Source organism: Pseudomonas sp. R3-57, from assembly GCF_051132065.1.
Taxonomy (GTDB): domain Bacteria; phylum Pseudomonadota; class Gammaproteobacteria; order Pseudomonadales; family Pseudomonadaceae; genus Aquipseudomonas.
The window spans coordinates 2,334,300-2,348,369 of the sequence record NZ_CP071655.1 but is presented as its reverse complement, the minus strand read 5'-3'; the positions used below and the strand labels follow the sequence as shown (position 1 = coordinate 2,348,369).

Genomic DNA, 14,070 nt, shown 5'->3' with positions numbered 1-14,070 from the left:
CCCGGCGCAAGCGAAGCGGTTCCAAAGCGTAGGCAAGCGCTTGGAAAATGACCGATGGTCAGGATAGTCTGCAAGTTCCTACAACAAGGAAGTCCTGCATGAATTTGCGTATCGAGTTGTCAGAAAATTCCACGGAAGACGAACGAAACGCCATTCTGGCGCCGCTACATGCCTACAACGTGGCGAAGGCCGGCATTGCGGTTTCACAGCCCCTGACCCTGCTGGTACGAGACGATGACGGTCAGATTTTAGGTGGACTGTATGGACGGCTCGCGTGCCAGTGGCTGTTCGTTGATCTGCTGTCAGTGCCTGAAGCAGGCCGGGGCCAGGGCATTGGTTCGAAGCTGATGCGCATGGCCGAAGACCTTGCGCGGGAGAAAGGCTGCATCGGCGCCTGGCTCGACACGTTCGACTTTCAGGCACCCGGGTTCTACAAGAAACTCGGGTATAGCCAATTTGGTGAGATCGTCGACTATCCACCGGGACACAAACGGCATTTCTTTCAGAAGCGGCTGATCGATTGAACCTGCCGCCCCCTTTCGCGAGCAGGCTCGCTCCCACCTTTGATTTGTGATCGACACAGAACAAAGCTGGGTGAGCCATGGCAGCCAGGGCCCAACGCTATTGCTTACAGACAGGTCGCCAGCGCCGCCAACCGGCGCTTGGCAACAAAATCGTCTTTCTGCGCGTAGTAATTCAGTGTCGTGCCCGAAGCGTCAGTGAGCACGTCAACGAACGACTCCGCCGAACGGGTATACACCGTCGTGCCGCCCGCATTGCGCGGTTCCATATAGGCCGCTGCGTCCACGCCGAACACCGCTTCATCCTGCCAACCGAATTGCACACACTGTGCGACGACTTTTTCGGCCTTGTCGGAGTTCAGGACTTTGTAGGGAGTTTGGGTCCGCGCATCGTTCATCACCGAACCTGCACAGCCGGCGAGCATCGTGGCCGCCAGCGCTAACATCAGAATTCGCATCGCATTCGCTCGTTGGCAAAAAAGCGGACTGTATCACCGCAATCGCCGAAATCGTTCTGCTTTACTGCATTTATCGCGCGACAGACGCACAGCGCTGCGGCACCCTAGAGTCATCAGCCTTACAAGGAAAACACATGGAGCCTACCGATCAGCGACATGAGCATGCTCTGAAATTGTTTCTCGACGCACGTCCCGAACTGCGCGACACCCTCGACCACCTCAACCCGTTGCTGGCGCAGGCCAAGGGTGAAACCCAGGCGCAGTATCGTGAAGAACGACTGCACGAAGCGTTTGAAGTCGAGGCGGAAAGTCAGGGGTTGTTTGCCTGGGAGCTGACGTTGCAACTGACGGCAGATTCGCCAGAGGAATACCAGGCGCAGCGTCTGGAAGTGCACCACGAAGTCGCGGAAATGGCCGGGATGGATTGGGTCGAATATTGCGATTTATATGGCATCAAGCCGTAACCAATCGTAGGAGTGAGCCTGCTCGCGATAGCGGTGTGTCAGGCGAATATCTTGTGAACGACACACCGCTATCGCGAGCAGGCTCACTCCTACAGGGATATGCATCAACTTCGGTTTCGCGACAGCCTGCATAAAGCTTTATCATGGCCGCAGTTTTGCTGATCGAGTCCGTCATGAAGTTCGCCATTGCGCTGTTTTCCGCCGCCCATGCGCCCTCCTCGCGCCGCGCCCTGCTGTTTGCCCAGGCGGCGCTGGCCGGTGGACATGAGATTGTCCGGCTGTTTTTCTATCAGGATGGCGTCTATAACGCCTCCGACGCGCTGGTCACGCCGCAGGACGAATTGGACCTGCCCAAGCAATGGCGCACCTTTATCACCGAGCAGAAACTCGACGGCGTTGTGTGCATCGCCGCCGCCCTGCGCCGCGGTGTATTGAGCGCGGAAGAAGCCAAGCGCTATCAGCGTGAGGCGGTTTCGATCAGCGCGCCATGGGAATTGTCCGGCCTCGGTCAGTTGCATGACGCGGTGCAGGATGCCGATCGTCTGATCTGCTTCGGAGGCGCGTAAATGGCCAAATCACTGTTGATCATCAGCCGCCAGTCACCCTGGTCCGGCCCCGGCGCTCGCGAAGCGCTGGACATCGTGCTGGCCGGTGGTGCGTTCGATCTGCCGATCGGTTTGCTGTTTCTCGATGACGGGGTGCTGCAACTGGCCGCGGGGCAGAACGCCAAAGCGCTGCAACAGAAAGACCTCAGCGCCAATCTGCAAGCGTTGCCGATGTTCGGGGTCGAGGAGCTGTTTTATTGCGCAGAAAGCGCCAACGCGCGTGGACTCGGACAACTCTCGCTGGACGAAGCACAGGCGCTTTCTGCCGAACACATCACTGCCCTTATTGACCGCTACGACCAGGTGATCACCCTCTGATGTCGACTTTGCACGTGTTGTCTCACTCCCCTTTCGGCGACGATCGCCTGAGCAGTTGCCTGCGCTTGCTCGGCAGTGCTGATGCGTTGCTGTTGTCCGGCGATGCGGTGTATGCACTGCAACCGGATAGCGCGCCGTTTTTCGCCCTGCACGACAAAAAAATCCGTCTGTTTGTATTGCTTGAAGATGTACAAGCACGTGCGATCGAGATTCCGGACTGGGCCGAAGCCATCGACTACCCGGCCTTCGTCGAGCTGTCGATTCACCACGACAAGGTCAACAGCTGGTTATGAATGCGCTGACTGTCGGCGCCCGCGCCATTGAACTGGACAAGGACGGTTTCCTTGTCGATCTGAGCGACTGGTCGGCCGAAGTCGCCAGCGCCCTGGCCGCCGCAGAAGATATCGAATTGACTGCCGAACACTGGGAAATCCTCGAATTGCTGCGCAGCTTCTACGCCGAATTCCAGCTGTCCCCGGCTACTCGGCCGCTGATAAAGTACACCGCGTTGAAACTCGGCGCGGAAAAGGGCAACAGCCTGCACCTCAACCGACTGTTCAAAGGCACCCCTGCCAAACTCGCCGCAAAACTGGCGGGCCTGCCCAAACCGACGAATTGCCTATGACCGACTTCCCAGCATTGACCCTCGAAACGCCCGCCGAGCATCCGTTCGCGCAGTTCGTGCGCATTCTCGGCAAAGGCAAGCGCGGCGCGCGTGATCTGACGCGCGAGGAGGCCCGCGAAGCCATGGGCATGGTGCTTGATGACAAGGTCGAAGACACCCAGCTCGGCGCCTTCCTGATGTTGCTGCGGCACAAGGAAGAAAGTGCAGAGGAAATGGCCGGCTTCACCGAAGCCCTGCGCGAGCGCTTGCAGGCGCCGGCCCTGAACGTCGATCTCGACTGGCCGACCTATGCCGGGAAAAAACGCCATCTGCCTTGGTATCTGCTGGCCGCCAAGTGCCTGGCGCAGAACGGTGTGCGCATCTTCATGCACGGCGGCGGCGCGCACACCGCCGGGCGGCTGTACAGCGAGCAATTGCTGGGCGAACTGAATATCCCGTTGTGCCGCACCTGGCAGCAGGTCGGCGATGCACTGGATAACGGCGGACTGGCCTTCATGCCATTGGTGGACTGGGCGCCGCAGTTGCAAAAGATGATCGACCTGCGCAATACGCTGGGCCTGCGTTCGCCGATTCATTCACTGGCACGGATTCTCAATCCGCTGGGCGCGCGATGCGGCCTGCAAAGCATTTTCCATCCCGGCTATCAGGCAGTGCATCGCGATGCCAGCGGCTTGCTCGGCGACACGGCGATTGTGGTCAAGGGCGATGGCGGCGAAATCGAGATCAACCCGGACGCCACCAGCCATCTCTACGGCACCACGGGCGGGCAAAGCTGGGACGAGGAATGGCCGCAGCTCTCGGCACAACGCCATGTCAAACCGGCCACGCTGGATGTCGAGCACCTGAAAGCGGTATGGCGTGGTGAGGTGGTCGACAGCTACCCGCAAATGGCCTTGATCGCGACCATGGCACTGGCCTTGCGCGGCCTCGGTGATAGCCGTGAGCAAGCCTTCGCTACCGCCGAGCAGTATTGGGTCGCGCGAGACAAATCGATTTAACCGATCATTCACGCCCGATCTTTGCGCTGTTTGTTCGAACTCATCGGAATAGACTCGGCTCCAATGAATATTGGTTTACGGAGTCTGGATCATGGGTTTACTCGTCGATGGCCGCTGGCAGGACAAGTGGTACGAAAGCAGCAAGGACGGCGCGTTTCAGCGCGAACAGGCGCAGCGCCGCCATTGGGTCACCACCGACGGCCATCCCGGCCCCAGTGGTGACGGCGGTTTTGCTGCCGAAGCCGGGCGCTATCACCTCTACGTTTCGCTCGCCTGCCCGTGGGCGCATCGCACCCTGATTCTGCGCAAGCTCAAAGGTCTGGAAAGTCTGATCGACGTTTCGGTGGTCAGTTGGCTGATGCTGGAAAACGGCTGGACCTTCGACAAAGCGCTCGGCTCGACCGGCGATAAGCTCGACGGCTTCGATTACATGCATCAACGCTACACCGCCGACACGCCTGATTACACTGGGCGCGTCACAGTCCCCGTACTCTGGGACAAGAAGCTCAAGCGCATCGTCAGCAACGAATCCGCGGAAATCATCCGCATGTTCAACAGCGCATTCGACGCGCTGACCGGCAACGACCTCGACTTCTACCCGGCGCCGTTACGCAGCGAGATCGATGCGCTGAACGAGCGAATCTATCCGGCAGTGAACAACGGCGTGTACCGCGCCGGCTTCGCTACGTCGCAACAGGCCTATGAACAAGCATTCGATGAGGTATTCGCCGAGCTCGATCATCTGGAAAAACTGCTGGGCGCCAATCGTTATCTGGCCGGCGAGTACCTGACGGAAGCCGATGTGCGCCTGTTCACGACCATGATTCGCTTCGATGCGGTGTACCACGGCCACTTCAAGTGCAACCTGCGCCGGATTGCCGATTATCCGAATCTGTCGAACTGGCTGCGTGAGATGTATGAGATCGAGGGGGTTGCCGAAACGGTGGATTTTCAGCACATCAAGCATCACTACTACGGCAGTCACAAGACGATCAACCCAACGGGCGTAGTGCCGAAAGGGCCGGAGCAGGACTTTACTGTGGCGCATGATCGGGCGCGCCTGGCGGGCAAAGGGGTTTGGCGCCGGGGTTGAAATTCGAGCAACTCTTTAGGGCGCCATCGCTGGCAAGCCAGCTCCCACAAGGTCTTGTGTAATGCTGAAGATTGCAGCTTTGACACAATAAATACCTGTGGGAGCTGGCTTGCCAGCGATTGGGGCGACGCGGTGTTTAGACCTGCGCCTGAGCCCCTTCGAACCACGCCAGTTTCTCGCGCAATTGCACCACTTCCCCAACGATCACCAGTGTCGGGGCATGCACTTCATGCTCCGCCACCAGCCGCGGCAGATCGGCCAGCGTACCGGTAAAGACCCGCTGGTTGACCGTGGTGCCCTGCTGGATCAACGCCGCCGGGGTGTCCGCCGAACGACCATGCTTGATCAATTGCTCACAGATGATCGGCAGCCCCACCAGGCCCATGTAGAACACCAGCGTCTGCGCCGGCGCGACCAGGTCGGACCATGGCAGATCGGTGGAACCGTCCTTCAAGTGGCCGGTGACAAAGCGTACCGACTGCGCGTGGTCGCGATGAGTCAACGGTATCCCGGCATACGCCGCGCAACCGCTGGCGGCGGTGATGCCCGGAACGACCTGGAACGGAATGCCGTGGGCCGCGAGTTCTTCGATCTCTTCGCCGCCACGCCCGAAAATGAACGGATCGCCGCCCTTCAGCCGTACCACACGCTTGCCAGCCTTGGCCAGATCAACCAGTTGCTGATTGATCTGCTCCTGCGGCACCGCATGCTCGGAACGGCGCTTGCCGACGTACACCCGCTCGGCATCGCGACGGCACAGTTCGAGGATTGCCGGTGCAACCAGGCGGTCGTAGAGCACCACATCGGCCTGCTGCATCAGGCGCAAGGCCTTGAAGGTCAGCAGATCCGGATCGCCCGGCCCGGCACCCACCAGATAGACCTCACCCGTGGTGACCATCGCTTCGCCATCGATCTTGGCTTGCAGCAGACGCTCGGCTTCGGCGCCCTGCCCGGCCAGTTGCCGATCGGCAATCGGCCCCTGAAACACGTCTTCCCAAAAACCACGACGCTGCTGCACATCCGGAAACAGGTTTTTCACCTGATTGCGAAACCGCGCAGCGAGCCCGGCCAGATGGCCATAAGTCGAGGGAATCCAGGTTTCGATCTTGGCGCGAATCAAACGCGCCAGCACCGGCGCGTCGCCGCCACTGGACACAGCGATGATCAACGGCGAGCGATCGACGATCGCCGGGAAGATCACGCTGCACAGGGCCGGCGCGTCGACCACATTGACCGGAACGCAACGTCGATGCGCATCCGTCGAGACTTGCGCATTGAGCGTTTCGTCATCAGTGGCGGCGATGATCAGCCCGCAGCCGTCGAGATCCGTCTCAACGTAGCCACGCAGCACACATTCGCCGCCACTGGCAGCGACGAGTTCGGCCAGTTGCGGTTCGATTTCAGGTGCGACCACCCGCAGCAGCGCACCGGCATCGGCCAGCAGGCGGGATTTGCGCAAGGCAATTTCCCCCCCGCCGACCACCAACACACGACTGCCGCGCAGGTTGTGAAACAGCGGCAGATATTTCATTTAGCCGATGACCTCAAGGCCACCCATGTACGGCTTGAGTACGTCCGGCACGCGGATCGAACCGTCAGCCTGCTGGTAGTTTTCCAGCACTGCCACCAGAGTACGACCGACCGCCAGACCGGAGCCGTTCAAGGTGTGCACCAGTTCAGGCTTGCCGGTTTCCGGGTTGCGGAAACGCGCCTGCATGCGGCGAGCCTGGAAATCACCGCAGTTGGAGCACGAGGAAATTTCGCGGTATTTGTCCTGGCTCGGGATCCACACTTCCAGATCGTAAGTCTTGACTGCGCTGAAGCCCATGTCGCCGGTGCACAGCGCCAGGGTGCGGTAAGGCAGACCGAGCAATTGCAGAACCTTTTCAGCGTTGGCGGTCAGGCCTTCCAGCGCTTCCATCGATTGCGACGGTTCGACGATCTGGACCATTTCAACTTTGTCGAACTGGTGCTGACGGATCATGCCGCGCGTATCGCGACCCGACGCGCCGGCTTCGCTACGGAAGCACGGAGTGTGGGCAACGAATTTGATCGGCAGCAGCTTCGAGTCGACGATTTCGCCGGCGACGATGTTGGTCAGCGACACCTCGGCGGTCGGGATCAGGTACAGATCGGCCTCGCCTTCGCGAGCGATCTTGAACAGGTCTTCCTCGAACTTCGGCAGTTGACCGGTGCCTTGCAGTGCCGGCGCCTGGACCAGATAAGGCGTGTAGGCCTCTTCGTAGCCGTGCTCGTTGACATGCAGGTTGATCATGAACTGCGCCAGCGCGCGGTGCAGACGGGCGATCGGGCCACGCAACAGGGCGAACCGTGCGCCGGACAGCTTGGCCGCGGTTTCGAAATCCAGCCAGCCGAATTTCTCGCCCAGGGCAACGTGGTCTTTCACTTCGAAATCAAACTGCGTCGGGGTGCCCCAGCGGCGCACTTCAACGTTGTCGTCTTCGTCCTTGCCGACCGGCACGGATTCGTGCGGCAGGTTGGGAATGCCCAGCAGGATCGAGTCCAGTTCGGTCTGGATCGCGTCCAGCTCGACTTTACCGGCGCTCAACTCGCCCGCCATACGCTCGACGTCCGCCATCAGCGGCGCGATGTCTTCGCCGCGCTGCTTGGCCTGACCGATGGATTTGGAGCGCGCGTTACGTTCAGCCTGCAGTGCTTCGGTGCGGGTCTGAACGGTCTTGCGCTGTTCTTCCAGCGCTTCGATGCGCGCGGTGTCCAGGGCAAAGCCACGGGAAGCCAGGCGGTCCGCTACGTCCTGAAGGTTGCTACGTAACAGTTTGGAATCGAGCATGTCGGTTTCTCGTTATCAAAGTTTGGTCAGAGACAGGCCGGCCCACGTCGCGAGCAGCCCGCCGAATACGCTGAGTGCCGCATAGCCAAGGGCCAGCGGCACCTGCCCGCTTTCCAGCAGGCGCACCGTATCCAGTGAAAAGGATGAAAAAGTAGTCAGCCCCCCGAGGAAGCCGACCATCAACCCGGCACGCACCTCGATCGGCACGTCCGGGCGTATCAAAAACAGGCCGTACAACACGCCAATCAACAGACAGCCCACGATATTAACGGCCAGCGTCGCGGTATAGAAGTGCCGCGGCCAATTGGCGCTGACCCAATTGCCGGTGGCGAAGCGCAACAGGGTGCCGGCAACACCGCCGACCGAAACCGCAACAATCAATGGGACCACTATTTTCTCCGCTGTCTTGGGCTCAGACGATCGAGTTGAGCGAGGTGATTGAGCTTCTCGCCAATCTTCAATTCCAGGCCTCGCGGCACCGGCTGATAGAACGGAATCGGTTCGAGCTCTTCCGGGAAATAGTCTTCACCTGCCGCGTAGGCATCCGGTTCATCGTGGGCATAGCGGTATTCGTCGCCGTAACCCAATTGCTTCATCAGTTTGGTCGGCGCATTGCGCAGGTGCAGCGGGACTTCCAGCGAGCCGTTTTCGGCCGCCGCGCGCAAAGCGGTCTTGAAGCCCATGTACACCGCGTTGCTTTTCGGCGCACAGGCCAGATAAGTAATGGCTTGGGCCACGGCCAGCTCGCCTTCCGGACTACCGAGACGCTCCTGCACTTCCCACGCTGCCAGGCACAGGCTCAGCGCGCGCGGGTCGGCGTTGCCGATGTCTTCGCTGGCCATGCGCACCACTCGCCGCGCCAGATAAAGCGGATCGCAACCGCCGTCGATCATCCGCGCGAACCAGTACAGCGCGCCGTCAGGATTGGAACCGCGCACTGACTTGTGCAGCGCAGAAATCTGGTCGTAAAACGCTTCGCCGCCCTTGTCGAAACGGCGACGGGTATCGCCGAGCAGGCTTTGCAACAGATCGGTGCCGATCTCACTGTTGTCTTCGGCCAGGTCCGAGGCGTTTTCCAGCAGATTGAGCAGGCGCCGGCCATCGCCATCAGCGGCGGATAGCAGCATCTGGAAACCTTCATCGCTGAGAGTCAGGTTGCGCTTGCCCAGTCCGCGTTCTTCGCTCAGCGCGCGGCCCACCAGCTTTCGCAGCGCCGCTTCGTCGAGGCTTTTCAGCACATAGACGCGGGCGCGCGACAATAAGGCGTTGTTGAGTTCGAACGAGGGGTTTTCCGTAGTGGCGCCGATGAAGATCAGCGTCCCATCTTCTACGTAAGGCAGGAAGGCGTCCTGCTGGGACTTGTTGAAACGGTGGACTTCATCGACGAACAGAATCGTACGCTTGCCATACTGGCCGGCCTGCTGTTTGGCGATTTCAACGGCCTGACGGATCTCCTTGACCCCGGCGAGTACCGCCGAGACCGTTTCGAAGTGCGCATCGGAGACTTCCGCGAGCAATCGCGCCAGCGTGGTCTTGCCCACGCCCGGCGGCCCCCAGAAGATCATCGAGTGCAAAGCACCCTGCTCCAGCGCCTCGCGCAGCGGCTTGCCACGCGCGAGCACGTGTTCCTGACCGACGTACTCGTCCAGATTGGTCGCACGCAAACGCGCGGCCAGTGGCTGGGCAATCGGTGCACTGCGAAACAGATCCATCACGTAGCGTTGAAACCTCTATTTGAACCGGTTGCCATTCATTCTTTTGATTTTTTTTAGGAGTGAGCCTGCTCGCGATAGCGGTGGATCAGACAACCAAGTGGTGACTGACAGATCGAATCGCGAGCAGGCTCACTCCTTCAAGGGGTTTTGTGTTTATTCCTGGATGACGTCGGCACCCTTGGGAATGTCGAACTTGAACCTGGAGGCCGGCACCGCTTCGTTGGCCTTGACCCCGGTAAACAGGATATTGGTGCGCTGGCCAACACTGTCGATCAGTTGCATGTCGTTGAGCAGACCGTTGCGGAACGACAAGCGCAGGTTGTCGAACAGGGTGTCCTTGGTTTTCGGCTTGAGGGTGAAGTCGATCACGCCGCCCGCCTCTTTCGCGCTGATGTCAAAGCTCTGGCTGATCTTCGACACGTCACCGGACAGCAGCAGCGCTGGGGTCTGGGTCAGGCGCTCGTCGAGTTTCTTGATCGTGGCCTGCTCCAGGTCCGGGTCCCACAAGGTGACTTTCTTGCCGTCGGAGACCATGGTCTGCTCGGCCGGGGCATTGGTGTGCCAGTAGAACAGCCCCGGACGCTGCAGGGTCATGTTGCCGGTGGTTTCCTGCAACTGGGTGCCGCTGCCGTCGAGGGTCAGCTGCGAGAAGTTCGCGCTCAGGGTCTTGGATGTTTCCAGCAATTGGGTCAGACGCGCCACGTCCTTGTCATCGGCGTGGGCCGTGAAGGCGGTCAGCGCCAGTACTGGCAACAGCATGCGGATAAGACGCATGGGAGTCCTCTTGAATACTCGTTGGGAGAGGACGGCGCGTCATTGCGCCATCCTTTGTGCAAAAAGGGTTTCGAATCAGTCGCGCACCGGGCCCGGGGCCAGGACCTCGCGGGAACCGTTGGTGTTCATCGAGGTGACCACGCCGGCCATTTCCATGGCTTCGATCATGCGGGCTGCGCGGTTGTAGCCGATCTTCAGCTTGCGCTGTACCGCGGAAATCGAAGCGCGACGGCTTTCCAGCACAAACTGTACAGCTTCGTCATACAACGCATCGGCTTCCGGATCGTCGCCGTCGCCGCCACCGCTGCTGCCTTCAAAACCGCTGCCGGCTTCTTCGACACCGTTGAGAATGTCGTCGTTGTATTCCGGTGCGCCGCGCAGTTTCCACGCCTCGACCACACGGTGAACTTCATCGTCGGACACGAACGCGCCGTGAACCCGGATTGGCAGACTGGTGCCTGGCGGCATGTACAGCATGTCACCATGGCCAAGCAGTTGTTCGGCGCCGCCCTGATCGATAATGGTCCGCGAGTCGATCTTGCTCGACACCTGGAATGCCATACGGGTCGGAATGTTGGCCTTGATCAGGCCAGTGATCACGTCTACCGATGGCCGCTGGGTCGCAAGGATCAGGTGAATGCCCGCGGCACGGGCCTTCTGTGCGATACGGGCGATCAGCTCTTCAACCTTCTTGCCGACGATCATCATCATGTCGGCGAATTCGTCGACCACCACAACGATGGTCGGCAGTTTTTGCAGCAGCGGCGCTTCGTCGTGAATGCTTTCGCGCTTGTACAGCGGATCGCTCAACGGCTCGCCAGCATCCTGGGCTTCCTTGACCTTGGCATTGAAGCCGGACAGGTTACGCACGCCCATCTTGGCCATCAGCTTGTAGCGCCGCTCCATTTCGGCGACGCTCCAGCGCAGGGCATTGGCGGCGTCTTTCATATCGGTCACAACCGGGCACAGCAGGTGCGGAATGCCTTCGTAAATCGACAATTCAAGCATCTTCGGGTCGATCATGATCAGCTTGGCGTCTTCCGGGCCGGACTTGAACAGGATCGACAGGATCATTGCGTTCACGCCCACCGACTTACCGGAACCGGTGGTACCGGCAACCAGCAGGTGCGGCATCTTCGCCAGGTCGGTGATGACCGGTTTGCCGCCGATATCGTGGCCGAGCGCCAGGGTAACCGGCGATTTGAAGTTGTCGTACTCGGGCGTCGACAGCACTTCGGAGAAGCGCACGATCTGCCGGTCTTCGTTGGGTATCTCGATACCGACCGTGGTCTTGCCTGGAATCACTTCAACCACCCGCACGCTGGTCACCGCCAGCGAACGCGCCAGATCCTTGGCCAGGTTGGCGATGCGGCTGACCTTGACCCCAGCTGCAGGCTGAATCTCGTAACGGGTAATCACCGGGCCGGGATGGATCGAATCCACAGCGACTTCGACGCCGAATTCCTTGAGTTTGATTTCCAGCAAGTGCCCGACCGCTGCAAGCGATTCCGGCGAGTAATTGAGCTGTTTCTTTTCCGCAGGATCGAGGATCGAGATCGGCGGCAACGTGCCTTCCACGGCGCTGTCGACGAACAACGGCACCTGCTTCTCTTTCTGCACGCGCTTGCTTGGCTCGGGGGCTTTGGCCGCCGCCGGGGCGATCACTGGCGGCACCTGCTTCTCGCGATCGGACATGTGCTTGCTCAGGGCTTGCTCGCGTTCGATCAGGCGTTCTTTGACTTTGGCCTGTTCGCGTTTATCGGTGACCGTTGGCGCCACCACGTCATGCACACGATCATCGACCTCTCGCAGTTGCGCGACCAGTTGCTTGCGTTCGGTGCGTGCCGCCCACCAGCGATTGAGCGCGCCCTGAAACAGTTCGAACAGGTCGAGCGTGATCTTGCCGGTGATGTCCATCACCTTGAACCACGACAGATCGGTAAACACCGTCAGACCGAACAGGAACAGCGCGATGAACAGCAGCGTGCTGCCCTGAATGTTCAGCGCATTCTTCGCCAGATTACCGAGGCTTTCGCCCAACGCACCGCCAGCACCCGCCGGCAGGCCGGACGCCGCATGGAAATGCAGATGCGCCAGCGCCGCGCCGGACAGCACCAGAAATACCAGACCGATCAGGCGCCAGGAGAACAGCCAGCCACTCCACTGCCACGGCTCGTGGCGCTGGCGGAAAATCTGGTAGGCCTTGATCGCCAGCAGCAACGGGAAGATGTAGGCGAAGTAACCGAGCACCATGAACAGGATGTCGGCGCTGTAGGAGCCCGCCGGGCCGCCAAAATTCTGCACGTCATCGATCTTGCTGTTGTGGCTCCAGCCCGGATCGTCCTTGCCATAGGTCAGCAAAGCCATCATCAGGAACAGGCACAAGGCACCGATGGCGATCAATGCACCTTCCTTGAGCCGGTAGTGCAATTGTTGGCGCCAGAGCGGAACGACTGTTTTGGGTGCTTCGGTGGATTTCTTCAAAACGCTTCTTTTCCTGCGCACAAGGCGCGTCCATCTATTGAATGACGATAAAAAACTGCCCAATCCAGGCAGGTAAAAAATCAAACGAGCGCAAACGGAACTACTTTTAACATTACGCCGCGCTTTTTATAAACACAGCACATGACCAACGTTGCCTGATAACCCGCTATTGTACGGGTTTGTGCGTTCGACGCCATGGTTAAGCCCCGTGATTGAGCATAGCCAAGCGCACAGAAGCTGCGACGCAATTTGAGCATGCATATACCTTTTGTGACAAAGGCTTATGACGGCTATTTGATGAACGTAGCGAAGCAGCCGATATCCACCCGGCTGCGATGCTCGCCGCGCAGTGCCACGGTGTCGCTTACGACCACGGCCGACACACCAAGTTGCAGCTCAATACTGGCTGCGTCGAATATCTGTGCAGGACATCGGCGCCGTTTCGCGGCAAACTCTTTCGCAGGGCCTGCACGCCCTGACCGCCCTCCCCTTCTGCAAGCCTGGATGCCATGCTGACTTGGTTACAACGCAATTCCCTGACCTTTCCGCCATTGGAAAAGGCCATGCGCGAGCCCAACGGATTGCTCGCCGCTGGCGGTGATTTGTCTGCCGACCGTCTGATCCAGGCTTATCGCCATGGCTGCTTTCCGTGGTTTTCTGAAGGCCAGCCGATTCTCTGGTGGTCGCCGGACCCGCGCACCGTGCTGTTTCCCGACGAGCTGCACGTCTCGCGCAGCCTCGGCAAACTGCTGCGCAAGGAACGCTATCAAGTGACCTTCGATCAGGATTTCGAAGCGGTGATTCGCGCCTGCGCCGCGCCTAGGGATTATGCCGATGGCACCTGGATCACCGAGGCTATGCAAGACGCCTACATCGAACTGCATCGTCGCGGCTTTGCCCATTCGGTGGAAGTACGCGATCAGGGCGAGCTGGTCGGTGGCCTGTATGGCTTGGCGATGGGCCAATTGTTCTTCGGCGAATCAATGTTCAGCCGCGCCGACAACGCCTCGAAATATGGCTTCGCCACACTGGTGCGCCATCTGAAAGAGGCCGGTTTCGTGCTGATCGACTGCCAGATGCCGACCGAGCATCTGCACAGCCTCGGTGCGCGAGCGATTCCCCGCGCGCAATTTGCCGATTATCTGGCGCGACATCTGGATCAACCCAATCATGCGACCTGGGTTTGCTGAGCGACTTTTGCGC

The 14,070-nt window shown here is 59.8% G+C and carries 16 protein-coding genes; 9 read left to right on the top strand and 7 right to left on the bottom strand.

Annotation, left to right across the window (positions count from 1 at the left end; translation table 11 throughout):
* Nucleotides 1–98: 98 nt before the first annotated feature.
* Nucleotides 99–524: a GNAT family N-acetyltransferase gene (locus tag J3P93_RS10735; RefSeq protein ID WP_434597222.1), complete on the top strand. Its 426-nt coding sequence runs from the start codon at nt 99–101 to the stop codon at nt 522–524.
* A gap of 104 nt (nt 525–628) precedes the next feature.
* Here J3P93_RS10735 and J3P93_RS10730 read toward each other — a convergent pair whose 3' ends face one another.
* Nucleotides 629–979, bottom strand: coding sequence for a hypothetical protein (locus J3P93_RS10730; protein WP_434597220.1), 351 nt, complete (start codon nt 977–979; stop codon nt 629–631).
* 134 nt (nt 980–1,113) lie between these two features.
* Here J3P93_RS10730 and J3P93_RS10725 point away from each other — a divergent pair, with 134 nt between their 5' ends.
* The 7 genes from J3P93_RS10725 to J3P93_RS10695 all read left to right on the top strand — a co-directional run bounded on the left by J3P93_RS10725 (nt 1,114) and on the right by J3P93_RS10695 (nt 5,082).
* Nucleotides 1,114–1,443, top strand: a complete 330-nt coding sequence (locus J3P93_RS10725; protein WP_434597218.1) for a DUF6388 family protein — start codon at nt 1,114–1,116, stop codon at nt 1,441–1,443.
* 173 nt (nt 1,444–1,616) lie between these two features.
* Complete coding sequence (tusD, locus tag J3P93_RS10720; protein ID WP_090288579.1) at nt 1,617–2,009, top strand: sulfurtransferase complex subunit TusD; 393 nt, start codon at nt 1,617–1,619, stop codon at nt 2,007–2,009.
* Entirely contained in the window at nt 2,010–2,366 is a 357-nt protein-coding gene (tusC, locus tag J3P93_RS10715) for a sulfurtransferase complex subunit TusC (protein WP_336355920.1), read from the top strand.
* Complete coding sequence (gene tusB / locus J3P93_RS10710) at nt 2,366–2,659, top strand: sulfurtransferase complex subunit TusB (protein ID WP_090284329.1); 294 nt, start codon at nt 2,366–2,368, stop codon at nt 2,657–2,659. Before tusC ends, tusB begins: the two co-directional genes overlap by 1 nt.
* Nucleotides 2,656–2,991 carry a TusE/DsrC/DsvC family sulfur relay protein gene (locus J3P93_RS10705; RefSeq protein WP_090284330.1) on the top strand — a complete coding sequence of 112 codons (336 nt, stop codon included), beginning with the start codon at nt 2,656–2,658 and terminating at the stop codon, nt 2,989–2,991. The genes tusB and J3P93_RS10705 overlap by 4 nt, the downstream gene beginning before the upstream one ends.
* Entirely contained in the window at nt 2,988–3,989 is a 1,002-nt protein-coding gene (locus tag J3P93_RS10700) for a glycosyl transferase family protein (protein ID WP_434597214.1), read from the top strand. The genes J3P93_RS10705 and J3P93_RS10700 overlap by 4 nt, the downstream gene beginning before the upstream one ends.
* Nucleotides 3,990–4,080: 91 nt before the next feature.
* Nucleotides 4,081–5,082, top strand: a complete 1,002-nt coding sequence (locus J3P93_RS10695) for a glutathione S-transferase family protein (RefSeq protein ID WP_434597211.1) — start codon at nt 4,081–4,083, stop codon at nt 5,080–5,082.
* Nucleotides 5,083–5,218: 136 nt separating this feature from the next.
* On the opposite strand, the gene cysG is transcribed toward J3P93_RS10695, so the two are convergent.
* The 6 genes from cysG to J3P93_RS10665 form a co-directional block, all read right to left on the bottom strand.
* Nucleotides 5,219–6,613: a siroheme synthase CysG gene (cysG, locus tag J3P93_RS10690; RefSeq protein ID WP_093100594.1), complete on the bottom strand. Its 1,395-nt coding sequence runs from the start codon at nt 6,611–6,613 to the stop codon at nt 5,219–5,221.
* The gene (serS, locus tag J3P93_RS10685; protein WP_125927824.1) at nt 6,614–7,894 is read right to left on the bottom strand and encodes a serine--tRNA ligase; all 1,281 of its coding nucleotides are present in this window, start codon (nt 7,892–7,894) and stop codon (nt 6,614–6,616) included.
* Between the two features lie 15 nt (nt 7,895–7,909).
* Nucleotides 7,910–8,284 (bottom strand): fluoride efflux transporter CrcB, encoded by a 375-nt coding sequence (crcB, locus tag J3P93_RS10680; protein WP_203418609.1) that lies wholly within the window; start codon nt 8,282–8,284, stop codon nt 7,910–7,912.
* Entirely contained in the window at nt 8,284–9,606 is a 1,323-nt protein-coding gene (locus J3P93_RS10675; RefSeq protein WP_090284341.1) for a replication-associated recombination protein A, read from the bottom strand. The genes crcB and J3P93_RS10675 overlap by 1 nt, the downstream gene beginning before the upstream one ends.
* Before the next feature lie 156 nt (nt 9,607–9,762).
* The gene (gene lolA, locus J3P93_RS10670) at nt 9,763–10,383 is read right to left on the bottom strand and encodes an outer membrane lipoprotein chaperone LolA (RefSeq protein ID WP_203418611.1); all 621 of its coding nucleotides are present in this window, start codon (nt 10,381–10,383) and stop codon (nt 9,763–9,765) included.
* Between the two features lie 75 nt (nt 10,384–10,458).
* A complete protein-coding gene (locus tag J3P93_RS10665) occupies nt 10,459–12,888 on the bottom strand; it encodes a DNA translocase FtsK (protein ID WP_434597207.1) in 2,430 nt (809 codons plus the stop codon).
* Nucleotides 12,889–13,376: 488 nt separating this feature from the next.
* On the opposite strand from J3P93_RS10665, the gene aat reads away from it, so the two are divergent.
* On the top strand, nt 13,377–14,057 hold the full coding sequence (gene aat, locus J3P93_RS10660; RefSeq protein ID WP_434597205.1) for a leucyl/phenylalanyl-tRNA--protein transferase: 681 nt from the start codon (nt 13,377–13,379) through the stop codon (nt 14,055–14,057).
* The last annotated feature ends 13 nt before the right edge of the window (nt 14,058–14,070 follow it).